Raw genomic sequence first — 24,158 nt, 5'->3', positions numbered from 1 at the left:
GAAAAAAGCGCTGAGTGGCGATGCGGTCAGGCTTCCTGGCCGCATCGCCATCAAAGTCGCAGCGGCGCAGCGTAGCCCGTCATTTCCAGGTAGCCGCGGCCCACGCGGCGCCCCTGGTCATCGAGCAGTTCGCTCAACCCTTCCCAGTACACTCCACCCGTCGATCCCCGGCTGTCCAGCTCCTGGTCGTTCAGCAGCGCACGCACCACGAAATTTCCTGATGGCGTCTGCACGCGCCACTGCGTCGGGTACTTCGCCTGCGTGCGCGGACTGGTCCATGAGTCCACGCTCTCGAAATGCACTTCGTCGTTCTTGAAGATGCGCGCCGCTCCGCCCTGCGGACGGAAAGAACCACCGGCCCACAGCCCGCTGCCATCGGCACGGCGCAGATGAAAGGCCGTGAGTGTGCTGCCGTCGTCCAGGTTCATGCCGATCCAGTCCCAGCCTACGGCTTCGGGGTGCATCAACGCCTCGCTCCACTCGTGATCGAGCCAAGCCGCGCCATCGACCTCGAAGGCCTGTCCCTTGAGCGTCAGCTTGCCCTGTGCCTTGAGCTGCGGCTCGCTGTAGTAGTAGCTCGCTTGTGCTTCGTCGGGTCCCTTGCGCGAGAGGCCGGCGTTGCCTTGCAGCAGCACCGGCTGTGTCGGCGTGAAACGCAGGTCGAGCGTGAACTCGCCGGCTGGAATGCGCGCCGAATAGCTACCGTCCTTGCGCACCAGCGACCAGTCGCGAATACGCACGTCGGTGTCCGCCTCGCTCGCCGATGCCACACCGAAGCCCGCGCGCGCAATGCGCTGGTCATGCAGCAGCACGCGGCCTTCGAGATCGGTGACGGCCGCATGCGCGAACACGAGGTTCTTCGCCGCGAAGGCCGAGCGCATGTTCTGCGCGGCCTCGACGCGTGAACGGAAGAAGGTGACCTGAAAGCCGAACTCGCGTCCGGCCGCAGTCTTCGCGTGGCCCGTGATGTACCACCACTCGGTGTGCAGATCAGGGTGGCTGCCGAAGTCGCGCGGAAACTGCAGCGTGCGCGCAGGCAGCGCCCAGGCCGCCGGCCCCGCGCACAGCGCGGCGAGCAGCAAGCCGCGCCGCGACAGCGCGAAAGACGCAGGCATCGTCAAGCCGCAACCAGCGCGTCGATGCGCTGCTGCGCCGGGCCGATGTCGCCGAAGGCGTTTCGCACCCACGCCGCGTCGTGATAGCTCGGCAGGTAGCGCTCGCCCGCATCGCACAGCAGCGAAAGAATCGAGCCCTGTTGGCCGGCCGCGCGCATCTCCTGCGCCACGGCGAGCATGCCGATGAAGTTGGTGCCGGTCGACGGGCCGACCTTGCGCCCCAGCAGCGCCGACAGCGCATGCATCGCCGCCACCGAATCGAGGTTCGGCACTTCGATCATGCGGTCGACCAGCGTGCGGATGAAGCTGGGCTCCACGCGCGGCCGGCCAATGCCTTCGATGCGCGAGCCCACGGCCGTCAGCGTGGCATCGCCCGTGCGGTGATAGGCCGAGAACACCGAGCCTTCGGGGTCTGGCACGCACACCTGGGTGTCGTGGCAGCGAAAGCGCAGGTAGCGCCCGATGGTGGCGCTGGTGCCGCCGGTGCCGGCGCCCACCACGATCCACCTGGGCACCGGATGCCGCTCGCGCGCCATCTGCTGGAACATGCTCTCGGCGATGTTGTTGTTGCCGCGCCAGTCGGTGGCGCGCTCGGCGTACGTGAACTGGTCCATGTAGTGGCCGCCGGTGCGCTCGGCCAGTGCACGCGCCTCTTCGTACACCTGCGCCGCATGGTCGACGAAGTGGCAGCTCGCGCCGTAGAAGGCGATCTGCGCGATCTTCTCGGGCGAGGTGGTGCGCGGCATCACCGCGATGAAGGGCAGGCCCAGCAGTCGCGCGAAGTAAGCCTCGCTCACCGCCGTCGAGCCGCTCGAGGCTTCGACGATGGTCGTGCCTTCGCGCACCCAGCCGTTGCACAGCGCATAGAGAAAGAGCGAACGCGCGAGCCGGTGCTTGAGGCTGCCGGTCGGGTGCGTCGACTCGTCTTTCAGGTACAGGTCGATGCCCTGCGCGGCGAGCGCGGGCATGGGCAGCGGGATGAGGTGCGTGTCGGCACTGCGCTGGTAGTCGGCCTCGATGCGGCGGATGGCACCGCCGAGCCAGCCGCTGCAGAAAGAAGAGGAAGAGGGGGTTTGCTGCTGCATAGCGCGCCAGTCTACAAGTCATGCCTTGTAACCCCCACCCGGCGCGTAAATCGGGATACTGTGCGCTGCCATCAACAGGCAGGAGACGAGACACATGAAAAGAACAAACCTGCGCCCCGCATCGCGGCGCTCGTTAAGTCAAAGGCATTCCATCGGCGCTGTTGCGTTCGCGGTCCTCGCGCTCGCCGGCTGCGCATCGGGGCCTCCCGACAAGGGGACGACGCCGCAGCGCCCCTCCTCATCCTTCGCCGTGCCGGGCCTGGAGAAACCGGCCGAGGTGCTGGTCGATCGCTGGGGCGTGCCGCACCTTTATGCGGGCACGCTCTACGACGCCTTCGTGGCGCAGGGCTTCATCGCCGCGCGCGACCGGCTGTGGCAGATGGACCTGTGGCGCAAGCGCGGCCTCGGCGAAATGGCGAAGGACTTCGGCCCCGCCTGGGTCGAGAGCGACCGCGCCGCGCGCGCCGTGCTCTATCGCGGCGACATGTACCGCGAATGGCTGGCCTACGGCTCCGACGCCAAGCGCGTGGCGGAGGCGTTCACGGCCGGCGTCAATGCCTACGTGGCACAGGTGCGTGCGCAGCCCGCGCTGCTGCCGCCCGAGTTCGCGCTGCTGGACTATCAGCCGGCGATGTGGTCGCCCGAGGACGTGGTGCGCATCCGGCACCACGGGCTCACGCTCAACTTCACTTCGGAGATTGACCGCGCCAAGGCCTTCTGCGCGGGCGGTGCCGGCATCAAGGCCGACTGGCTGCGCCGCGAACTCGATCCGCCGGTCACGCCCCGCGTGCCGCCGGGCCTGGACCCTTGCAACATTCCGGCGGCCGAGCTGCGCGCCGCCTACATGCGAGCGACCGAGCCGCCGCAGTTCACCAAGGCCAACACGCGGGTGGGTTTGAACACAGGTGCTGCCTCCACGCCGGTCGCCTTGCTGCCCGGCAGCGCCGAGTCGGTTGCGGCGAGGGCGCAGCAAGAGCAAGCCGCGCAAGGCGACCCGACCGGCGCCTACGGCAGCAACAACTGGGTGATCTCGCCCAAGCTCACGGCCACCGGACGCCCCATCCTGGCCAACGATCCGCACCGTGCCCACGGCGCGCCGAGCCTGCGCTACATGACGCACCTGAGCGCGCCCGGCATGGACGCCATCGGCGCGGGCGAGCCCTTCCTGCCCGGCCTGTCGATCGGCCACAACGGCACCATCGCCTTCGGTCTCACGCGCTTCTACATGGACCAGGAAGACCTGTACGTGTACCAGCTCAACCCGCGCAACCCGGACGAGTACCGCTACCAGGGCCGCTGGGAGCCGATGACGCACGTCAGGGAGCGCATCGCGGTCAGAGGTGAAAGCACGCCGCGCGAGGTGGTCAACACCTTCACGCGCCACGGCCCGGTGCTGCTGTCCGAGCCGCGCAAGTCGCGTGCATATGCCTTGCGCGCAGCCTGGCTGGAGCCCGGCATGGCGCCGTATTTCGGTTCGATGGACTACATGCGCGCGCGCAACTGGGACCAGTTCCGCGCGGCCATGAACCGCTGGGGCGCACCGGGCGAGAACCAGGTCTATGCGGACACCAGCGGCAACGTCGGCTGGATTCCGGGCGGCCTCACGCCGATCCGCCCCAACTGGGACGGGCTCATGCCGGTGCCGGGCGATGGTCGCTACGAGTGGTCGGGCTTTCGCAATGGCGACGAACTGCCATCGGAGTTCAACCCGGCGCGCGGCTACGTCGTGACTGCCAACGAGAACAACATTCCGCCCGACCATCCCGCCGCGAAGAAAGGTGTCGGCTACGAATGGAGCGATGCGGCCCGCGCACGCCGGCTCAAGGAGCTGTTCGCGGCCAAGGTGGCGGCGGGTTCGCGCTTCACCATCGAGGATTCGGAGCGCATGCAGAACGACATCGTCGCGACGCCGGCGCAGCGCGTGCTGAAGCTGCTGGCCGGCCTGCGCAGCGACGACGCGCAGACCGCGACGGCCCTGCGCATGTTGCAGGGCTGGGACGGCACCATGGACCGCGACAGCGGAGCCGCCGCGCTGTACGAGGTGTGGAGCAGCAAGCCCTTGCGTGCGGCCGTGCTCAAGGCCGGGGCCGGCGACAGCGCCGCCGCGCTGGCCGCACCGGGCGACAACACGCGCATGGTGCTGCTGCTGGAGAACCCGTTCGGATGGATGACCAACGAACAGCGCGATGCCTTGCTGCTGAAGACCTTGCCGGCCGCGATGCAGGAGCTTTCCGCCAAGCTCGGGCCCGACCCGGCGGCATGGAAGTGGGGCACCTTGCATCGCGCGGAGTTCCGGCATCCGCTGGGCGGCGTCGTCGATGCGGCGACGCGCAAGAAGCTGGACGTGGGCGACTGGCCGATGTCCGGCTCTTCCTTCACGCCGATGGCCGCCACCTACCGCGCGAGCGACTACAAGCTGACGGCGGGGGCTTCGTTCCGCATGGTGCTGGACGTGGGCAACTGGGATGCTTCGCGGGTCATCAACACGCCGGGGCAATCGGGGAACCCGGACAGCCCGAACTATCGGGACCTGGCGCCGCTATGGCTGGAAGGGAAGTACGTGCCGCTGGTCTACACCCGGTCGGCGGTCGAGAAAGAGACCGTGGAGAGGATTCAGCTCACGCCCGGCAAGTGAGTTTTTCTTTCCCGGGGCAGGGGGCGCACCCCGGCCCCGGGAAAGAACAAGGGCTACCAGTCTTCCTTGACTGCCAGGACCACGTCCTTGCCGGCCGCAGCCCGCCCCGCCATCCAGGCAGTCACCGTGCCGGCTGCCACCACTGCCGCACAAAGCACCAGCAGCCGCGACCAAGGCACCAGCAAGTCCATGCTCCAGTGGAAGCTCTGCGGGTTCACCACCTTCACCAGCACCACCGACACAGCCAGCCCGAGCACCAGCCCTGCCACGGCACCGATGGCCGTCCACGCAGCGCCTTCGCCCGCCACGACAGCCAGCACCTGCCGCCGCGTGAACCCCAGGTGCGCGAGCAGCCCGAACTCCTTGCGCCGCGCCAGCACCTGCGCGCTGAAGCTCGCCGCAATGCCGAAGAGCCCGATGGCAATGGCCACCGCCTGCAGCCAGTAGGTCACCGCGAAGCTGCGATCGAAGATGCGCAGCGAGGTCGTGCGGATCTGTCCCACGGAAGAAATCTCGACCGACTCCGAAGACGCGCCGCCCTGTTGCGCCGCCAGCTTGCGCACGCCGGCCTGCACGGCGCCTTCCGACGCGCCCGCCTCGAGCCACAGTGCCACGTCGCTCACGTTGCGCTCGCCGGTGATGCGCTCGAAGTCGCGCGCATCCATCGTGATCGCGCCGAACTGCCGCGCGTAGTCACGCCAGACGCCCGCGACGAAAAAGACGGGCGCCGTTTTCGATGAGGCGGCCGCAGCCATGGCGCCCGACATCGGCGCGAACGTCGTTCCCGGTTTCGCGCCGTACAGCTCGGCCATCGGCTCGCTCACGTAGATGCCGATCTGTCCCTCGGGCACCGGCAACGCGGCGCCCACCAGCGGCAGCGACTGCGCTGCGCTGCCTTCAAGACTGCGCGCGATCAGCGCCACGGTCGGGCGGGAGGCATCGAGCTGCAGCGACTGGGTGCGCAGCGTGCCCGTGCGCGCCACGCCGGGCAATTGCGCCAGCGCCTGCACGAAGGCCGGCGGAAACGTCGCGGTGTCGGTGCTGCTGCTGTTGCCGGTGTTGCTGCCGCGTCCTCCGGATGTGGCGCGCACATACAGGTCCGCCGGCAGCACCACGTCGAGCCAGTGCGTGACCGAATCGCGGAAGCTCGCGACCATCACGGTGAGCGCTACGGCAAGGCTCAGGCTCGCTACCACGCCACTCACCGCCACGGCCGCCGTGCCACGCATGCGCCGCGCGCGCTCGACGGCCAGCATCGGCAGCACGCGCTGCGCGAACACGGGTGCCACGCGGTCGTACAGCAACGCGATCAGCCAGGGCAGGGCAGTGATGCCACCGACCAGCAGGCAGGCCACGGACAAGTAAGCCGCGACCGGAATGCCGCCGATGGCCGGGATGTTCGCCAACACCACGCTGATGGCGATCAGCCCTAACGCCAGCCAGTGGCTGTTGCCCTGCGTGGGCGCGGCGCCCAGGCCCTTGAGCGTTTGCGCCTCGGGCAAGGCTTGCGCGGCGCGCGCCGGCCACCAGCCGCCGACCAGCGCGGCCAGCACGCCGAGGCCGCCGTACAGCGCCGCCGAGCCGCTGCTCCAGTGCAGCTTGGGCGCGACGCCTTCGAAGTAGCCGCCGCCCAGGTCGCCGCCGAGCACCCGTAGCGCGAAGGCTGCGAGCGCGGTGCCGAGCGCGATGCCGGCCGCGCTGCCGATCAGGCCCAGCACCAGCGATTCGGTCAGCACCAGCCGCAGCCGCTCGCGCGGTGTCAGGCCCAGTACGCCGAGCAGCGCGAACTGCTGCGCGCGCTTGGCCACGCTGAGCGCGAGCACCGAGAAGACGAGAAAGGCGCCGGTGAACAGCGCGACCAGCGCCAGCACCGTGAGGTTGACGCGGTAGGCACGCGACAGGTTGCTCACGCGTTCGGCTGCATCGCCCGGCTCGGCGAACTGCACGCCTGCGGGCCAGCCCGGCGATTGCTGCAGTGAAGCGATGAAGGCCGCGCGGTCGGTGCCGGGTGCGAGTCGCAGGTCGATGCGGCTGAGTTGGCCGATCTGGCCGAACAGCTCCTGGGCCGCGGCAATGTCCATCACTGCGAGCGCCGCGCCGCTGGCGGCGACATGGCCAGCCACGTCGAGCCGCTGCCATGCGTCGCCGCTGCGCAGTTGCACCGTCTCCGTCGCGCCGGCATCGGCTTGCGACGGCAGGCCCAGCACGCTACGCGCAGCGGCGTTCAAAAACACATGGCCCGGCGCGAACAGTGCGAAGCGGTCGGCACCCGCAGCGGGCTGCGGCATCAGCGCAGGCGCGATGGTGGGCAGCACCAGCGCATCGACACCGATCACGCGCATCGGCACCTGGCGTTCGCCGCCCGCCAGCGCCAGTCCCTGGAATTCGAGCACCGGGCTCGCGAGCGTCACCTGCGGTTGCTGCGCCAGCTTTGCGAACACAGCTTCGTCGAAGCCTCCTTGCACGGCGCGCACTTCAAGGTCGGGCTGGCCGTTCACCGAGCGCACGGCGCTGGAGAATTCGTCGAGTGCCGAGGCGTTGATCAACTGCACGGAGAACGCGAGTGCCACGCCCAGCATCACCGCCAGCACGGCCGCCGCGTTGCGCCAGGGGTGGTGGCGGAGTTCCTGCCAGGAGAAGGTGGTGAGCAATGCGCGCATCGCCCGATTGTCACGGTGCGCACGGTGTTACACCTGCCGTGGCACGATGGCACCTCTTCGATGACGCCTGAGGATTCCGACGATGCGGCTGCTGTCTCCCGCCCTGTACCCCCGCTGGTTCGCGGCCTGGCTTCTTCTGTCGCTGCTGGCGGGCAACGCGGCCGCCCAGTTGGTGCCGCTCACGCTGGCGAGCGACCCGACAGTGCTGGCCAAGGCCGCACTCGGCGCCGAGCGCGGCACGCTTGTCATCGGCACCTTGCGCAACGGCAAGGCCGCCTACGGCGCGGCCTACAACCCCGAGCCGCCTTCGACGCCGCGTGCCATCGAGTCCAACAGCGCCGAGCAGCCGATGTTCGAGATCGGCTCCGTCACCAAGGTCTTCACCGGCCTGCTGCTCGCACAAGCCGTGGAGCGCGGCGACCTGAAGCTCGACGACACCGTCGGCAAGCTGCTCGCCGGCAAGGTCGAGGGCCTGTCGCCCCCCGTGGCCGCGGTGACGCTGCGCCAGCTCGTCACGCACACCGGCTGCATGCCCGTGATGGCCGATGGCGTGGCCGGCGGCCCGGCGCTGGCCGAGCAGTTCCGCACCTTCGACAAGCCAATGTTCTGGGCTGCGCTCACCCGCATCAAGCTCACCGCCGCCGCGGCGCCCTGCGAAGGAAACTACAGCAACTTCGGCATGGCCCTGCTCGGGCTGCTGCTGGGCGAGCGCTACAACACCTCATGGGGCGAGCTGGTGCGCGCGCGCATCACCGAACCGCTGGGCATGAACGACACCGTGATCCCGCTCGGCGACAAGGCCTCGCGCATGGCCCCGGCCTTCGCCGGCGACCGCCGCCAGCAGTTGCTGGACATGCTGGCCTACTCGCCGGCCAGCGCGCTGCGTTCCACCGCCGCCGACATGCTGACCTTCAGCCGCGCGATCCTGGCCGGTGCCAGCGGCCCGCTCGGCCCGGCCGCTGTGCGCATGCTCACGCCGCTGGCGCGCTATGAGGGCGCGGAGATCGGCTATGCGGTGATGGTGCGCGGCACCGAAGGCGCACGGCGCACCTATTACCACGCAGGCGTGACCGAGGGCTACCGCACGCTCTGGCTGCTCGCGCCCGACACCGGCGAAGCCATGATCATGCTCAGCAGCAACACGCGCGCACCGATGCAGGCCGTGTTCCTGGCCATCGGCAAGAGCCGCTACCCGGTGCCGACGGTCGAGGTGCCCGTCGATCCCGCGCGGCTGGAAGACTACAGGGGCGAGTTCCGCGTCAGCAAGACCATGTCGCTGACCTTCACCGTGCGCGGCGCCAAGCTGCTGGTGCGCGAGACCGGGCGCGGCTACAGCGCGCTGATGCCCACCGGCAACGACCGCTTTGTCGTGGCCACCATCGGCGCGCAGTTCGTCTTCAAGCGTGGCGAGGGGAATGCGGTGGTGGGTGTCACGTTGTCGCAGGGGGGCAGCCAGCTCGACGCGCAGCGGGCGAGCGAGCCTGTCGTGGTGACGCAGTGATGCGCGGCGTGCCAACGCCAGCAGCCTGAAGAAGTCGACGGTTCAAAGCCGGGCGGCCATCGCACCCAGGTAGCCGCGCACCGCCGCATTGGCACTCAACCCGATGGCACGGTCGTAGGCCTGCCGCGCTGCGGCGCGCACGCCACCGGCTGCGAGCAGATGCGCGCGGGCGGCCCAGAAGGGCTGGTAGCTGGTTACTTCATCGGCGGGAATCGCATCGAGCGCCTGCAGGCCGATGTCCGGCCCTCGTGCGTTCGCCAAGGCACAGGCGCGGCTGACCTGTGCGCCGATGCTCGGGCGCAGCGCCAGCAGGCCGTTGTACAAGGCCACCAGCGTTTCGGGTGGCACCGGGGCGCCGGCGCGGCGCTCGCAATGCGCCGACTGGATGGCCGCTTCCAGTTGGTAGGCGCCGAGCGAGCCCATGCCCGAGGCTTGCCGCAGATGGTGTTCGGCCTGCGCGAGCAGTTCGTGGTTCCAGCGTGTGATGTCCTGCTGGTCGAGTGGCACGTATGCACCTGTCTCGCTGCGCCGCGCCGCCGTGCGGCTTTCGCAGAACAGCATCAGTGCCAGCAGGCCCAGCGGCTCGGGCTCGTCGGGCATCAGGTGGCAGAGGATGCGGCCCAGGTCGATGGCCTCGGCCGTCAGGCCGCGCGGCAGCGCATCGGCGCCGTCGACATCTTCCCAGCCGGTGCCGTAGGCGGCGTAGATGCCGTCGAGCACGTCCTGCAGCCGCTGCGGCAGGTCGCGCGGCTGCGGGTACTCGAAGGGAATGCCGGCGGCGCGGATGCGGGCCTTGGCGCGCACCAGCCGCTGGCCGAGCGTGGAGGGCGCGGTGAGAAAGGCGCCGGCCATGCGGGCCGCGTCGAGGCCGAGCACGGTCTGCAGCATCAGCGGGGCGCGGGCCGGCGCGTCGATGGCCGGATGCGCGCACACGAAGAGCAGGCGCAGCCGTTCGTCGGGCACGGTCGCGCCTTCGGCATCGGCCAGGTCCGCCTCGCCGGCAAGCAGCAGCAGCGTTTGCGTGGCCTTGTCCTGCACGCGGGTGTGGCGCCAGGCGTCGAGCTTGCGGTGCCGCGCCACGCTCAGCAGCCAGGCGTCGGGCTTGTCGGGAATGCCGTCCGCGGGCCAGCGTTCGAGCGCACGCGCGAAGGCATCGGAGAGGGCGTCTTCCGACGCCGCGATGTCGTGCGTGCGCGCCGACAGGATGGCCAGCAGTCGCCCGTAAGACTCGCGGGCCGCCCGTTCGGCGGCCTGATGAGCCGCCGGGCCGTTCACGCGGTGGCCGCTGCCATGGCCGTGGCCATGAAGACAGGGCGCACCTCCACTCCGCCGCTGGTGGCGCAGGGTGCGCGTTCGGCCCATTCGAGTGCGGCATCGAGGTCGGGCACGTCGACGACGAAGTAGCCGCCGAGTTGTTCCTTGGTGTCGGCGAAGGGGCCGTCCTGCACCTGGCGCTTGTCGCCGCGCACGCGCAGGGTGGTGCCGGTCATCGGCGGGAAGAGTCCGTGGCCGCCGAGTGAAATGCCGGCCTGTCGCACGGCGTCGGCGTACGCGATCCAGCTGGCCCGGTAGGCCTGCGAGGAGGCGTCGTCGCGTTGTTCGAATTCGGCTGCGGGCTGATAGAACATCAACATGTATTGCATGGTGTCTCTCCGTCATGGAAAAGATTGGCTTGAGCAAGATCGCTCACCCCAATGACGGCCCGCCGCCGGTCATTTCGACACGAAGCCTTGTGTCGAAGCGATTATTTTTTACGCGAATACGGTTTGGCGCAATGCCCGGAATCCCCTGTTTGGCTTGCTGTCCTGGCCTGTGAGTTCGGGGCGTGCGCGTTCGGGGCGAGTGCGAATGACGCCAGGTGCTCCCCTGTGCGAATGTCCCCCGCTTTGCTCCTCCTTTATTTCGCTGCGGGGAGCACCTGGCGTCATTCGCACAGGACACGCTGCTGGTTAGCTAAACAGCCCGAGCCTGAACCAACGGCGCGAACATCGCCTCCATATCCCAGGGGATGCTGCCCCTGTGGACCTGGGTCATTGAAAATGCCGAAGGCTTTCGGCAAAGTCGCCAGGCGTTCGGCTCAGGCGTCCTGAGTCGATGCAATATTTGCCCCCACGTTTTCAGTCAAGATACCGCCATGCAACTACCTACCTACGACGACGTCATCGCCGCGGCCGCGCGGCTTGAGGGCCATGCCCATCGCACGCCGGTGCTGCGTTCAAGCACCGCTGACGAGCGCTGGGGTGCCCAGTTCTTCTTCAAGTGCGAGAACTTCCAGCGCATGGGCGCGTTCAAGTTTCGCGGCGCCTTCAACGCGCTGTCGAAGTTCGACGCCGCGCAGCGCAAGGGCGGCGTGATCGCTTTTTCTTCAGGCAACCATGCGCAGGCCATCGCGCTGTCGGCGCGCCTGCTGTCGATGCCGGCCGTGATCGTCATGCCCAAGGACGCACCGGCCGCCAAGGTCGCGGCCACCAAGGGCTACGGTGCCGAAGTCGTGATGTACGACCGTTTCACCGAAGACCGCGAGGCGCTGACGAAGCGGCTTGCGCAAGAGCGCGGCATGACGATGATTCCGCCCTACGACCACCCGGATGTGCTGACGGGGCAGGGCACGGCCGTGAAGGAGCTGATCGAGGAAACCGGCCCGCTCGACCACCTGTTCGTGTGCCTGGGCGGTGGCGGGTTGCTGTCGGGCTCGGCGCTGTCGGCGCGCGCGTTGTCGCCCGATTGCAAGGTCTACGGTGTCGAGCCCGAGGCGGGCAACGACGGCCAGCAGTCGTTTCGCGCCGGGAAGATCGTGCACATCGAAACGCCCAAGACCATTGCCGATGGCGCGCAGACGCAGCACCTTGGCGAGTACACCTTCGGCATCATCAAGCGCGACGTGAACGACATCTTCACGGTGACCGACGCACAACTGGTCGATGCGATGCGCTTCTTCGCCGAGCGCATGAAGATGGTGGTCGAGCCGACCGGCTGCCTGGCCTTTGCGGGTGCCATCGCCGCGGGCAAGGCGATTGCGGGCCAGCGCGTGGGCATCGTGATCAGCGGCGGCAACGTCGATCTGTCGCGCTACGCGAGCTTCCTCGCGCCGCAGCAGTAAGCAAGCAAAGAAATCGTCAGGCGCGGATGCCGCTTGCTGTCAGGTGCAGCAGGCGGTCCGCGCGGGCGGCCGCGCTCTCGGAGTGCGTCACCAGCACCAGCGAGGCGCCGTGCTCGCGCGTCTGGCCGATCAGCAGTTCCATCACTTTCGCGGCGGTGGTCGGGTCGAGATTGCCCGTGGGCTCGTCGGCCAGCAGCAGGGCGGGGCAGTGCACCAGCGCACGCGCGATGGCCACGCGCTGCAACTGGCCGCCCGACAGCGTCTGCGGCAGCCGTGCGCCCATGCCGGGCAGGCCGACCGCTTCGAGCATGTGGGCGACGCGGCCCTCGTCGCCGCGATGCTGGCCCAGCAGCATCAGCGGCAACGACACGTTCTGCGCCACGTCCAGGTGCGGCAGCACATGAAATGCCTGGAACACGAAGCCGACGTGCTTGCGGCGCCAGAGCGCACAGGCCTCGCCATCGAGCGCGCCGATGTCGGTGCCGTCGTGCGTCACGCTGCCCTGGTCCCACGTGTCGAGCCCGGCCATGCAGTTGAGCAGCGTCGACTTGCCGACACCCGATTCGCCCACGATGGCGACGAACTCTCCTGGCTCGACGCCGAGCGTCACGTTCTCGAAGACAGGCGCGTCACCGTAGTGCTTGCCGAGGTTGGAAATGCGCAGCGTCATCCGGGGCTTGTGATCGATGTGATGAGTTGAACGGCGGTTTGCACCGCGTCGGGTGCGTCGCAGGCGATCACGGTGCGCGTGGGCATGCTGCGCAGCCAGGTGATCTGCCGCTTGGCGAGCTGTCGCGTGGCGGCGATGCCGCGTTCGCGCAGGTCATTCAATGCCTTGGCATCGGGCGCTGCAGTGCCGCAGGCGTCGAGCATTTCCCAGGCCTGCCGGTAGCCCACGCAGCGCATCGAGGGCAGGCCGGGCGAAAGGTCGCCGCGCGCGCGCAGCGTCTTCACTTCGTCGATGAAGCCGGCTGCGAGCATGGCGTCGAAGCGCTCGGCGATGCGCGCATGCAGCCACGCGCGATCGGTGGGTTCGAGCGAGAACAACACGCCGCCTTCCACGGCCTTGGCCGTCTTGTTGTCGCTCGCATGAAAGCTGGACAGGGGCTGGCCGCTGCTTTCCCACACCTCGAGCGCACGCTGGATGCGCTGGCTGTCTTGCGGCGCGAGCCGCGCGGCCGTGACGGGGTCGACCTGAGCCAGCCGTGCGTGCATGGCGGGCCAGCCAAGGGTTGCGGCCTCGGCATCGATGCGTGCGCGCACGGCGGCATCTGCTGCGGGCATGGCATCGATGCCATCGAACAAGGCCTTGAAATAAAGCATCGTGCCGCCGACCAGCAGGGGCAGCGCACCACGCCCACGGATCTCGTCGATGAGCCGCGTGGCGTCGGCCACGAAGGCGGCGGCGCTGTAGCTGTCGCGCGGATCGAGGATATCGATCAGGTGATGCGGCACCTGGGCCTGTTCGGCGGGGCTGGGCTTGGCGGTGCCGATGTCCATGCCCCGATAGACGAGGGCCGAATCGACGCTGATGATTTCCACCGCCCGCGTGCGCGCCAGCGCCAAGGCGGCGGCGGTCTTGCCAGAGGCGGTGGGGCCGGCAAGTGCGATGTAGCGTGGGGAAGCGGGAGGCGCGGCCTTGGCGGCCGGAGCGAAGCTGGAAGACATGGTGCGCCGAGGGTAGCAAATGGCGCGTGTCCTTCCGTGCCGGAGGTCTCGCACGGCGCGCTGGTGGCGCCCTGCGTGGCTGGTGCTCAGATGGCGGCGGGTGCCGCCTGTGCCTGCGTCTGGCCGCGCACATCCTGCGGCGTGAGCGCCCCTGCCGGCGGCGCGAGCCGGGGTGGCGGCCGGTTGGCGGCGACCGTGCTTTCCGGCTTCATGCGGAACAACTGCGCCAGCGCCGCGCGGTACTGCGTCTCGCCGATCGAATTCGTGTTGTGGTGCGAGCCACCCTCGACCAGCACGAACAGCTTGGGCACGGTGGCCGCGTCATAGAGCTTGCGGCCCAGCGTGGGGTTGATGAGGCTGTCGGCCGTGCCATGCACCACCAGCAGCGGCGCGCCGATCTGCTTGACTGTGTTGATGGCCTCGAAGCGCTGCGTGATGAACGGGCCGAAGGGCAGCCAGCCCCACTTGAAACCGCTCACCACGTCGGCGATCGAGGTGAAGGTGCTCTCCACGATCACGCCGCTTTCGTCGTTCACATGGGCGGCCAGGTCGATGCCGATGGCGCCGCCGAGCGAGTGGCCGAAGATGTAGCGATGCTGCTTGGGGTGGCGTGCGGCCAGCCAGGTCCAGGCGGCGCGGGCGTCTTCGCGTGCCGATTCTTCCGAGGGCAGGCCCTTGGAGCTTTTGCCGAAGCCGCGGTAATCGATGGCCAGCACCGAGAAGCCCAGCTCGTGCATGCGCTGGATGCGCGGCGCCGAGCCGGCCACGTTGTAGCGCGCGCCGTGCAGGTACAGCAGCACGGGCGTGTCGGTGGTCTCGGGCGCGCCACCCAGCCACAGGCCGTGCAGTCGCGCGGGCTCGCCGCTGATGGAGGACTGGAAGTCGATCCACACGTCCTCCATGCCTTCGGTCATGGTGGCGGTGTTGCCCCAGCTGCGGTCGCTGGGCTGGAAGATCCATTCGCGCTGCTGTTCGTCAAGCGTGGAGCAGCCGGCGGCCAGCAGGGCGCAAAGCGAAAAGACTGACGCGAGGAGGGTCCAGCGTTTCATCATGGGGTTGAGGGACAGCGAAGTCGGCGGAAAAGTTCATTGGCTTTCACCGCGGCACGCCAACATTGCGCCCCGGTAACCCTCCGAAACAACGCTCGACGGCGCTTTGCACGAGTCCATGCAACGTGCGTGCCTGCTGTGGGGATGACCGTCCAAAACCCTCGAAAACCCTCAAAAAAGGGCCGATTCGGCTATCGGCCGCGCATAAACAGGCTGTCCAGCTCGCGGATGGAGAGCTGCCGCCAGGTGGGCCGGCCGTGGTTGCACTGGTCCGAACGCTCGGTCGCTTCCATCTGACGTAACAGTGCGTTCATTTCGTCGATGGTGAGCTTGCGGTTGGCCCGCACGGCACCGTGGCAGGCCATGGTGGACAGCAATTCGTTCTGCGCGCGCTGCACCACGGTGCTGGCGTCGTGCTGGGCCAGTTCGGCCAGAACGCTGCGCGCAAGCTCCACGGGGTCGCCATCCGCCAGCGTTCCGGGCACGGCGCGCACCGCGAGCGTGCGCGGTGAGAAAGGCGTGATTTCCAGCCCCAGCGTGGGCAGCACCGCCGCACAGGCCTCGGCCGTCGCCACTTCCTGCGGCGTGGCCGCGAAGGTGGCGGGAATCAGCAGCGGCTGGCTGCTGATGGCCGCGCCGTCGAGCTGCGTCTTCAGGCGCTCGTAGACGATGCGCTCGTGCGCCGCATGCATGTCGACGACCACGAGGCCCTGGCTGTTCTCGGCCAGGATGTAGATGCCCTGCAATTGCGCCAGCGCGCGGCCCAGCGGCCAGGCTTCCTCGTTGGTGGCCAGGGGCGCGGCGGTTTCGGAGTCCGCATCCGAAGGCAGCCCGACAGGCGTGCGGAAGGTCATCGGCGCGGCGCCGGTCAGCGGCCATTGCGAAGACGCCGACTCCGGCTCGTGTCCCGATTGCTCGGTGCGTCGCGGCCACATGGCCTCGAAATCGCCGGCACCGCGTTCCTGGGCCACGAAATTCATGGCGGGCTGCGCCCAACTGGCATTCGACGGCAGCGGATTCGGCTTGAAGAAGGGTTGCGGCGGCCCTGAAGGTGCCACGGCGTCTCCGGCACGCGGTGCCGCCAGCGCGTCCTCGATGGCATGTCGCACCGCCTGGTGCACCTCGCGACCATCGCGAAAGCGCACTTCGATCTTGGTCGGGTGCACGTTCACGTCGACCCGCGCCGGATCGATCTCGAGGTACAGCGCGTAGATCGGCTGGCGGTGGCCGTGCAGCACGTCTTCATAAGCGCTGCGAACGGCGTGCGACAGCACCTTGTCGCGCACGAAGCGGCCGTTGACATAAAAGAACTGCTGGTCGCCGCGCGAGCGCGCCGCGTCGGGAATGCCGGCGCGGCCGATCACGCGCACCGGACCGCCTTCGCGCTCGACCGCCACGCTCTGCGTCACGAAGTCGTCGCTCAGGGCATCGGCCAGCCGCTGCTCGCGCGTGCTGGCGGCGCGCCACTGCTCGACCAGCTTGCCGTCGTGCCAGATTGAGAAGCCCACCTCGGGCCGTGCCAGCGCATGGCGGCGCACCGCTTCGATGCAGTGGGCCAGCTCGGTGGCGTCGGTCTTTAGGAACTTGCGGCGCGCGGGCGTTGCGAAGAACAGCTCGCGCACCTCGACCGTGGTGCCGGTGGAACGGGCCACCGGCCGCAGCTCGCCGGTGCGGCCGTCGAGCGAGAAGGCACTGTCGGCACCGGCAAAGCGCGACTGGATGCTGAGTTCGGCAATCGCGTTGATGGCCGCCAGTGCCTCGCCGCGAAAGCCCATCGTGCCAACGGTTTCAAGGTCGTTCAGGCTCGCGATCTTGCTGGTGGCATGGCGGCGCAGGGCCACCGTGAGTTCTTCGCGCGGAATGCCCAGGCCATCGTCTTCGATCGAAATCAGCCGCACACCGCCCGAGGCCAGCCGCATCGTGATCTGTCTGGCGCCGGCGTCGAGCGCGTTGTCCAGCAGCTCGCGCACCACCGAGGCGGGCCGTTCGACCACTTCGCCGGCGGCGATCTGGCTGATCAGTTCGTCGGGAAGCTCGCGGATCGGGCGGCGTTCGGAGAGGGAGGCAGACAGAGGGGTGGGGGAGGGAAGGGCGCTCACCAGGGCATTCTAGGAGCGCGGCCAGACCGGGCCGTCCGGCAGGGTTTCGGGCGTATTTGGAGCGCTTATATCGCCCTCAGGCGATCTCATTGGCGCTCGAAGACCTGCCCACCTAAGCTCCCGTCGCACAACAAGAACGCACAGGAGACAGCCCACGAAATTGCCGTTGCGCGGCCCCGCCGCGCCAAGGTGATGCACGTCCCGCGGAACACCCGGCGCGGACCCCGGCCAAGGCCGTTTCACGCATCCCTTCAGCCCCACCCCGAAGGAATAAAACCCATGACAACCCGTCCCCTGCGCTCCGCCTCGTGGTTCAACAACCCTGAGCACAGCGAACTCTCGGTCCTGCATCTGGCCTGGTATCTGAACTACGGCCTCACGCGGGAAGAGCTTCAGTCTGGCAAACCCATCATCGGCATCGCGCAAAGCGGCTCCGACCTGACCCCCTGCAACCGGCACCACCGCGAACTCGCGCTGCGCGTGCGCGAAGGCATCCGCGAAATGGGCGGCATCGCGATGGAGTTCCCGATGCACCCGATCCAGGAAAACGGCCGACGCCCTACGGCAGCGCTCGACCGCAACCTGGCATACCTGGGCCTGGTCGAGACGCTGACTGGCTACCCCATCGACGGTGTCGTGCTGACCACCGGCTGCGACAAGACGACGCCGGCCGCATTGATGGCCGCGGCCACCGCGAACATTCCCGCCATCATTCTTTCGGGCGGGCCGATGCTCAACGGTTGGCACGACGGGCAGCGCACCGGAACCGGCACCACGCTGTTCAAGGCGCGCGAGTTGTTCGCCAAGGGCAGCATCGACTTTCCCGGCTACATCGACCTGGTCGGCTCCACGGTGCCGTCGATCGGCCATTGCAACGTGATGGGCACGGCCTCGACGATGAACGCGCTGGCGGAAGCACTGGGCATGAGCCTGCCGGGTTGCGCGGCCATTCCGGCCCCGTACCGCGAACGCGGGCAGATGGCCTACGAGACCGGGCGCCGCATCGTGGAGATGGTGCGCGAGGACCTGAAGCCCTCGGACATCCTGACGCGCGCGGCTTTTGAAAATGCGATCGTCGTCAACTCGGCCATCGGCGGCTCGACCAATGCGCCCATCCATCTGATCGCGGTGGCCAAGCATGCGGGTGTCGATCTGGTCATCCAGGACTGGGAAACCGTGGGGCTCGACGTGCCGCTGCTGCTCGACATGCAGCCGGCCGGCAAGTACCTGGGCGAAGAGTTCTTCCGTGCCGGTGGCGTGCCGGCCGTGGTGGCGGAGCTGCACCGCAACGGCCTGATTCGTGAAGACGCGCTCACGGTCAACGGCAAGACCCTGGCCGTCAACTGCGCCGATGCGCGGGTGAAAGACGCCGACGTGATCCGGCCGTTCAAGGAGCCCTTGAGAGAGAACGCCGGCTTCCTCGTGATGTCGGGCAACCTGTTCGACAGCGCGATCATGAAGACCAGCGTGATCTCTGACGAGTTCAGGGCGCGCTATCTCAGCGCGCCGGGCGACCTCGACGCTTTCGTCGGCCGCGCGATTGTTTTCGATGGCCCGGAAGACTACGAACGCCGCATCGAAGATCCTGCGTTGGACATCGACTCGTCGTGCATCCTGTTCATGCGCGGCGTGGGGCCCATCGGGCATCCGGGTTCGTCGGAAGTGGTGAACATGCGGGCGCCTGCGCATCTGCTGAAGAGCGGCGTGTCGGCGCTGCCGTGCATCGGTGATGGCCGGCAGTCGGGCACCTCGGGATCGCCCTCGATCCTGAACGCATCGCCGGAGGCTGCGGCGGGTGCGGGCCTGGCCTTGCTGCAGACAGGTGACAAGGTGCGTGTGGACCTGAAGCACCGCACGGTCAACATGCTGGTGAGCGACGAAGAGTTGCAGGAACGCGCGCGCCAACTGGAGGCCAAGGGTGGCTACCCGATTCCGGCGAGCCAGACGCCGTGGCAGGAGATTCAACGTTCGATGGTGGACACGCTGTCGGAAGGCATGGTGCTCAAGCCTGCGACCAAGTACCAGCGGGTGGCGCAGACGGCGGGTATTCCGCGTCGGAATCACTAGGGTGAAAGCTTGCTTTGCTGTTTGGGGCGCTGCTGTTCAGGGCGACGCTCACGCCGACACGGTGCTCTTTTTCGCGAATGTCCCCCGCTTCGCTCCTCCTCTATTTCGCGAAAAAGAGCCCCGTATCGACGTGAGCGCTCAGAGCGGTCGTTGATCGGCGATCACCAGCAGCGTGTCCCTGTGCGAATGACGCCGGGTGCTCCCCGCAGCGAAATAAAGGAGGAGCGAAGCGGGGGACATTCGCGGAGGGGAGCACCCGGTGTCATTCGCACCCGCCCCGAACAAAAGCGCCCGAAAGAAAAACAACCCGTACTACAAGCGTGGTTTCAGGCAATTCCTCAACAGCGACCCACACATAAAAAAATTACCAGGAGACAAAAAATGAACCCTTACAGCACGCTGGTCAGTTCGGCCGTCAGCAAGGCGCGATGGCGCCTTCTTCCCATGTTGATCGTCATGTACATCATGTCGATCCTCGATCGCGTCAACGTCGGCTTCGCGAAGAACGCGCTGCAGATCGACACCGGCATCAGCGACAGCGCCTTCGCACTCGGCGCCGGCATCTTCTTCGTGAGCTACGCCATCTTCGAAGTGCCGAGCAACGTGATTCTTTCGCGCGTCGGCCCGCGCATCTGGCTGTGCCGGATCATGGTGACCTGGGGGCTCGTGGCGTCGGCCATGATGTTCGCGACCACCGAGATGTCGTTCTACGTGCTGCGGTTCCTGCTCGGCATCGCGGAGGCGGGCTTCTATCCGGGCGTACTGCTGACGCTGACCTACTGGTTTCCCGCCAAGGTGCGGGCGCAGGCCAACGGCATCCTGTTGTTCGGCTTTGCAGGCGCGCTGGTCATCGGCGGGCCAATCTCGGGTGCGCTGCTCGACATGCACGGCGTCGGTGGCCTGAAGGGCTGGGAGTGGATGTTCCTCATCGAAGGCGTGATGGCGATCGTGGTCGGCATCATCGCGTTCTTCGTCATCGTCGACAGGCCGAGCAACGCGAAGTGGCTCACGTCCGCAGAGCAGAACGCGCTGCAGGCGGTGCTAGACCAGGAGGCGGCGGAAAAATCGGTCGACAGCCCGCACACGGTGATGCAGACGCTGCGCAATCCGAAGGTGATGTTCTTCGCGGTGAACTTCTTCATCGTGCAGATCGCGGCCTATGGCCTGATCTTCTATCTCCCGAGCCAGGTGGCGCAGATCCTGGGCCAGAAGATCGGGCTGATGGTGGGCTTTGTCACCAGCATTCCGTGGCTGCTGGCGCTGTTCGTCGTCTTCTTCGTCACGCGCTGGTCGGACCGCCACCATGAACGTCGGCGCGTCACTGTGGCATCGCTGTACACGATCTTCGGTATTTGCGTGTGCCTGTCGGCGCACGGCTCGCCGATCTTCGCGATCGCGGCACTGTCGATCGGTGCCTCGACCTACCTGTCGGGCACGCCGATCTTCTATGCCTTCCTGTCGGAGCGGCTGTCGGGGCTCGGCATTGCCACCGGCATCGCGTTGGTGAATTCCATCGGCAACCTGGGCGGCTTCGTGGCGCCCAGCTTGCGCACCTATGTCGAGCAGAACCACGGCGGTTCTGCCGCCGGGCTCTACACGCTCGGCAGCGCGGCACTGCTGGCGGCGCTGATGCTGGCGTTGATGCCGAAGGGCTGGCGCACGGTGGTGGCCACGGCGCGCGAAACGCCGCGCGCGGACGCGGCGCTCAAGGGCGCCGCATTGCCACGGGCTTAGTTCTGCTCATTGATCAGAACGCGATCCGCCAGGCGCGCGACAGGGCCTGCACCGCGCAGGCCACTTCCTGGCGCTTGAGCGATCCGGCCAGGCAGATGAAGCGCAGGTCGCTCTCGATGCTGACCCGGTCCGCAATCACCAGCCCGTCGCGCTGGCTGGCGCGCAGTGCCACGGCATCGCGCGCCAACGAGATGCCCACACCCGCCCGCACCAGCGCGAGCATCGACGACTCCTGATCGGCCTGTGCCGCTTTCTTCAGCACCAGCCCGCGTGCTTGCAGTACCGGTGCCAGCAGGCGCGAGTGCGACGAGGTTGGCGGTGCCAGCACCCACGGCAGGCAGATCAGGTCCGGCCAGTCGCGCCCCATCACCTGGGGCGCCCAGCCGCTCGGGCCGATCACCTGGTAGGAGAAGCGGGTCAGCACCTGCGAATGAAAGGTCTTGCCTTCATTGCGGCGCGAGGCCGAGCTGGCTTGCGGCAGGTCGCTCGCGTTCGGGTCGCCCAGGTAGAAGCCGATGTCCAGCTCCTTGTTCAAGAGCTTGGCGAGCACCTCGCCGCTGGTGCCGTGGTGCAGCTCGGTTTCGAGTTCGGGCGCCAGCGTCACCAGTTCCTTGAGCAGCGAGCTGAGGCGGGTGAACTCCGGGTCGAGGATGGTGCCGATGCGCAGCGATCCCCTCACGCCGCCTTTCATGCGTTCAGCGGCAATGGCGAAGTCGTTCAGGCCCTCGAGCGCGTGCTCGGCGTGGTTCAGCAACGCGGCGCCGTCCCGTGTCAGCAGCAGGCCGGTGGGCGTGCGCTGGAACAGTTCCAGCTCGACCAGCGCACCGAGTTCCTTGAGCTGGAGGCTCACCGCCGGCTGCGTGAGAAAGAGGCGCTGCGCCCCGCGGGACACCGACCCCTCGCGGGCAACCGCCACAAAAGCCTGCAGGAGCCGGGGGTCGATCCTTTTCATCCGCGGGCATTCACGCGAGCAGGGAGTTCGACGGCAGGTTCTCGTCCAGCAGCTTGCGCGCCGTCTCGATGCCCGCCACCGGCAGCAGCTTGGCGTCGAGCAGGCCGACCTGCACCAGCACGCTGGCCTGGTCCCAGTAGATGTGCTCGTGATAGAGCTTGTTGCCGCGGAACTTGATGACCGCGAGCAAAGGAATTTCCACGCGCTTGCCGGTGGGCTTCACGCCCGGCAGCATCCACGGAATCTCGGTGGTGTGCGTGAAGCTGAAGAGCAGTTCATCAACCACCTGCGTGGCGCCCACGGTGCGCGAGATCGACGTGAGCGCGGTGTCGGGCGGGTTGCTGTTGACGAAGTGGTTCGTATAGAAGGCGTGCAACGCCTTGTAGCCCACGCCGCCGGTCATCGTCGGGATGTGATTGACGTAGGGCTCGGCCACCATGGTGCTCATGGTGTCGTCGACGTTACGCGTGCCGAACTCGTATTCGCAGTGCTTGTCCCACAGCGCCGACAGGTCGTAGTTCGGGCCGATGGCGTCCTTCAACGTGGCGATGCTGCGCTCGTGCGCCATCAACGCCGAGGGCTTGTGAAAGTGTTCGCCACCGGCACGCGCGAAGGCGTGGTCCATGCCGGGGTACACGTACAGCGAAACGCCCGGGCGGCCCTTGAGCGTCTGCACGATGCGGTCTCGCGCTTCGGGCGGGCAGAACTTGTCGAGCTCGGCCACGTGCAGCGTCAGCGGGCACTTGATCTTGTCGGCCTCGTCGAGCGCGGCATCGATGCCCACGCCGTAGTAGCCGACCACCGCATCGGCGTCGGTGCGGCAGGCCGACAGGTACGCCAGCTTGCCGCCCAGGCAGAAGCCGAGCACGCCGACCTTCTTGTCCGTCACTTCGGTGCGGCCTCGCAATGCATCGATGGCGGTCTGCATGTCTTGCATGCCCTTGGCTTCATCGAAGCCGCCGTACAGCGCGAAGGCGCGCTGCCAGTCGGCCTCGCTGTAGCCGAGTTCCACGTTCGGCTCCTGCCGCCAGAACAGGTCGGGCACCAGCGCCACATAGCCTTCTTCGGCGTAGTAGTCGGCCACCTCGCGCATGGTGTGGTTGATGCCGAAGATTTCCTGCGCGATCACCAGCCCCGGGCCGGTGCCGCCTTCGGGCAATGCGAGGTAGCCGCGAAAGCTGCCGCTGCCGTCAGCGGCTTTCATCTGGATGTATTGACCTGTCATCGTGTGTGTCTCCGGGTGGTTGTTTTATTGAGGTTGCAACTGCTTGAACATGACGAAGGCGTCCACGTAGCCGTGCTGCGGATGCCTGAATGCGCCGGGCAGGGTGCCGACGATGGCAAAGCCCATCTTGCGCCAGAGCCGCACGGCGCCTTCGTTGGTGGACACCACGAAGTTGAACTGCATCGCGCGAAAGCCCATGCGCAGGGCCTCTTGCTGCGAGTGTTCGCACAGCGCCGAGGCGACGCCCAGGCCGCGCGCGGCATCGGACACCACATAGCCGCAGTTGCTCACATGCGAGCCCTGGCCAGGCTGATTGGGCTTGATGACGTAGGTGCCCAGCACCGTGCCTGCTTCGTTGCAGGCCACGAAGGTCGCGGTGGGCACCTGGGTCCAGGAATGGCGCGCCTGCTCTTCGGTCACGTCGGTGGCGTAGGTGTAGGTGTCGCCACGGCGGAAGGTGGGTTCGAGGACGGCCCAGATGGCGGGCCAGTCTGCATCGAGGGCGGGGCGTATGTTCAACATGGGGGGATTCAGGGTGCGTTCGGGTTCAACAAGGATAATCCGCGCCCATGGAAATCATCAGCCTTCTCGTCGACTTCATCCTTCACGTCGACAAACACCTCGAGGCCTTCGTCATCGCCTATGGCCCGTGGGTCTATGCACTGCTCTTTTTGATCGTCTTCGTGGAGACGGGGGCGGTGGTGATGCCGTTCCTGCCCGGGGATTCGCTGCTCTTCATCGTTGGCGCGCTGTGCGGCGCGGGGCTCATGAGCTTTCCGCTGGCCTGCGGCATCCTGATCGCGGCGGCCATTCTGGGCGACCAGTGCAACTACTCGATCGGCCGTTACTTCGGGCCGAAGGTGTTCCATTGGGAAAACTCCCGCTTCTTCAACCGCAAGGCGTTCGACCAGGCCCACGGCTTCTACGAACGCTACGGCGGCATCACCATCATCCTGGCGCGCTTCATGCCCTTCATTCGCACCTTCGCTCCGTTCGTGGCGGGCGTGGCGGAAATGAATCGCGCGAAGTTCACCATGTTCAATGTGGTGGGTGCGCTGATCTGGGTGCTGGGCATCGCGACGGCGGGCTACTTCTTCGGCAATCTGCCGTTCGTGCGGCAGCATCTGGACAAGATCATCTGGGCGCTGATCTTCGTGCCGGGCCTGCTGGCCATCTATGGCGCGTGGCGTGCCTCGAAGGCCGAGAAGGCACGCGCGGCGCAGGTGCCGCAGGCCTGATCATCTTTTTCCGGTTCAACCCATGAAAAA

General features: G+C 67.5%; 18 protein-coding genes. 6 read left to right on the top strand and 12 right to left on the bottom strand.

The genetic code is table 11. The annotated features are described in order from the left end of the window. Positions 1-50: 50 nt before the first annotated feature. Both H7F35_RS34480 and H7F35_RS34475 read right to left on the bottom strand, forming a co-directional pair. Complete coding sequence (locus H7F35_RS34480) at positions 51-1,115, bottom strand: lipocalin-like domain-containing protein (RefSeq protein ID WP_187110948.1); 1,065 nt, start codon at positions 1,113-1,115, stop codon at positions 51-53. 2 nt (positions 1,116-1,117) lie between these two features. Then, entirely contained in the window at positions 1,118-2,200 is a 1,083-nt protein-coding gene (locus H7F35_RS34475) for a PLP-dependent cysteine synthase family protein (RefSeq protein ID WP_187110947.1), read from the bottom strand. A gap of 94 nt (positions 2,201-2,294) precedes the next feature. Between H7F35_RS34475 and H7F35_RS34470 the strand changes: the two genes are divergently transcribed. After that, positions 2,295-4,835, top strand: a complete 2,541-nt coding sequence (locus H7F35_RS34470) for a penicillin acylase family protein (protein ID WP_187110946.1) — start codon at positions 2,295-2,297, stop codon at positions 4,833-4,835. Between the two features lie 53 nt (positions 4,836-4,888). On the opposite strand, the gene H7F35_RS34465 is transcribed toward H7F35_RS34470, so the two are convergent. After that, complete coding sequence (locus tag H7F35_RS34465) at positions 4,889-7,495, bottom strand: FtsX-like permease family protein (protein ID WP_187110945.1); 2,607 nt, start codon at positions 7,493-7,495, stop codon at positions 4,889-4,891. A gap of 82 nt (positions 7,496-7,577) precedes the next feature. Between H7F35_RS34465 and H7F35_RS34460 the strand changes: the two genes are divergently transcribed. Next, positions 7,578-8,996, top strand: a complete 1,419-nt coding sequence (locus H7F35_RS34460) for a serine hydrolase domain-containing protein (protein WP_187110944.1) — start codon at positions 7,578-7,580, stop codon at positions 8,994-8,996. A 42-nt stretch (positions 8,997-9,038) separates the two neighbouring features. Here H7F35_RS34460 and H7F35_RS34455 read toward each other — a convergent pair whose 3' ends face one another. Then, positions 9,039-10,271 (bottom strand): RNA polymerase sigma factor, encoded by a 1,233-nt coding sequence (locus tag H7F35_RS34455; protein WP_187110943.1) that lies wholly within the window; start codon positions 10,269-10,271, stop codon positions 9,039-9,041. Next, positions 10,268-10,639: a YciI family protein gene (locus tag H7F35_RS34450; protein ID WP_187110942.1), complete on the bottom strand. Its 372-nt coding sequence runs from the start codon at positions 10,637-10,639 to the stop codon at positions 10,268-10,270. Before H7F35_RS34450 ends, H7F35_RS34455 begins: the two co-directional genes overlap by 4 nt. Positions 10,640-11,130: 491 nt before the next feature. On the opposite strand from H7F35_RS34450, the gene H7F35_RS34445 reads away from it, so the two are divergent. Further along, complete coding sequence (locus H7F35_RS34445; RefSeq protein WP_187110941.1) at positions 11,131-12,096, top strand: threo-3-hydroxy-L-aspartate ammonia-lyase; 966 nt, start codon at positions 11,131-11,133, stop codon at positions 12,094-12,096. Between the two features lie 16 nt (positions 12,097-12,112). Here H7F35_RS34445 and H7F35_RS34440 read toward each other — a convergent pair whose 3' ends face one another. The 4 genes from H7F35_RS34440 to mutL all read right to left on the bottom strand — a co-directional run bounded on the left by H7F35_RS34440 (position 12,113) and on the right by mutL (position 16,912). Then, on the bottom strand, positions 12,113-12,766 hold the full coding sequence (locus H7F35_RS34440) for an ABC transporter ATP-binding protein (protein WP_187110940.1): 654 nt from the start codon (positions 12,764-12,766) through the stop codon (positions 12,113-12,115). Next, positions 12,763-13,764 (bottom strand): tRNA (adenosine(37)-N6)-dimethylallyltransferase MiaA, encoded by a 1,002-nt coding sequence (gene miaA, locus H7F35_RS34435; RefSeq protein ID WP_187110939.1) that lies wholly within the window; start codon positions 13,762-13,764, stop codon positions 12,763-12,765. The genes H7F35_RS34440 and miaA overlap by 4 nt, the downstream gene beginning before the upstream one ends. A gap of 86 nt (positions 13,765-13,850) precedes the next feature. Further along, positions 13,851-14,813: an alpha/beta hydrolase gene (locus H7F35_RS34430; protein ID WP_261803736.1), complete on the bottom strand. Its 963-nt coding sequence runs from the start codon at positions 14,811-14,813 to the stop codon at positions 13,851-13,853. 191 nt (positions 14,814-15,004) lie between these two features. Then, positions 15,005-16,912 (bottom strand): DNA mismatch repair endonuclease MutL, encoded by a 1,908-nt coding sequence (gene mutL / locus H7F35_RS34425; protein WP_187110937.1) that lies wholly within the window; start codon positions 16,910-16,912, stop codon positions 15,005-15,007. 279 nt (positions 16,913-17,191) lie between these two features. On the opposite strand from mutL, the gene H7F35_RS34420 reads away from it, so the two are divergent. After that, positions 17,192-18,979 (top strand): IlvD/Edd family dehydratase, encoded by a 1,788-nt coding sequence (locus H7F35_RS34420; RefSeq protein WP_187110936.1) that lies wholly within the window; start codon positions 17,192-17,194, stop codon positions 18,977-18,979. A 381-nt stretch (positions 18,980-19,360) separates the two neighbouring features. Beyond that, positions 19,361-20,713, top strand: a complete 1,353-nt coding sequence (locus H7F35_RS34415) for an MFS transporter (RefSeq protein WP_187110935.1) — start codon at positions 19,361-19,363, stop codon at positions 20,711-20,713. 13 nt (positions 20,714-20,726) lie between these two features. On the opposite strand, the gene H7F35_RS34410 is transcribed toward H7F35_RS34415, so the two are convergent. From H7F35_RS34410 to H7F35_RS34400, 3 genes are read right to left on the bottom strand one after another with little or no spacing between them, the layout of a single operon-like run. Beyond that, positions 20,727-21,665, bottom strand: coding sequence for a LysR family transcriptional regulator (locus H7F35_RS34410; protein WP_187110934.1), 939 nt, complete (start codon positions 21,663-21,665; stop codon positions 20,727-20,729). Between the two features lie 10 nt (positions 21,666-21,675). Further along, positions 21,676-22,890 carry a dienelactone hydrolase family protein gene (locus tag H7F35_RS34405; RefSeq protein ID WP_187110933.1) on the bottom strand — a complete coding sequence of 405 codons (1,215 nt, stop codon included), beginning with the start codon at positions 22,888-22,890 and terminating at the stop codon, positions 21,676-21,678. Between the two features lie 24 nt (positions 22,891-22,914). Next, on the bottom strand, positions 22,915-23,412 hold the full coding sequence (locus H7F35_RS34400; protein ID WP_187110932.1) for a GNAT family N-acetyltransferase: 498 nt from the start codon (positions 23,410-23,412) through the stop codon (positions 22,915-22,917). 47 nt (positions 23,413-23,459) lie between these two features. Here H7F35_RS34400 and H7F35_RS34395 point away from each other — a divergent pair, with 47 nt between their 5' ends. Then, complete coding sequence (locus H7F35_RS34395; RefSeq protein ID WP_187110931.1) at positions 23,460-24,128, top strand: DedA family protein; 669 nt, start codon at positions 23,460-23,462, stop codon at positions 24,126-24,128. Positions 24,129-24,158: the final 30 nt, after the last annotated feature.

Origin of the sequence: Variovorax sp. PAMC26660, from assembly GCF_014302995.1 — a bacterium.
Classification (GTDB): Bacteria; Pseudomonadota; Gammaproteobacteria; order Burkholderiales; family Burkholderiaceae_C; genus Variovorax.
The sequence above is the reverse complement of the archived record's forward strand: the minus strand, read 5'-3'. Positions and strand labels throughout refer to the sequence as shown.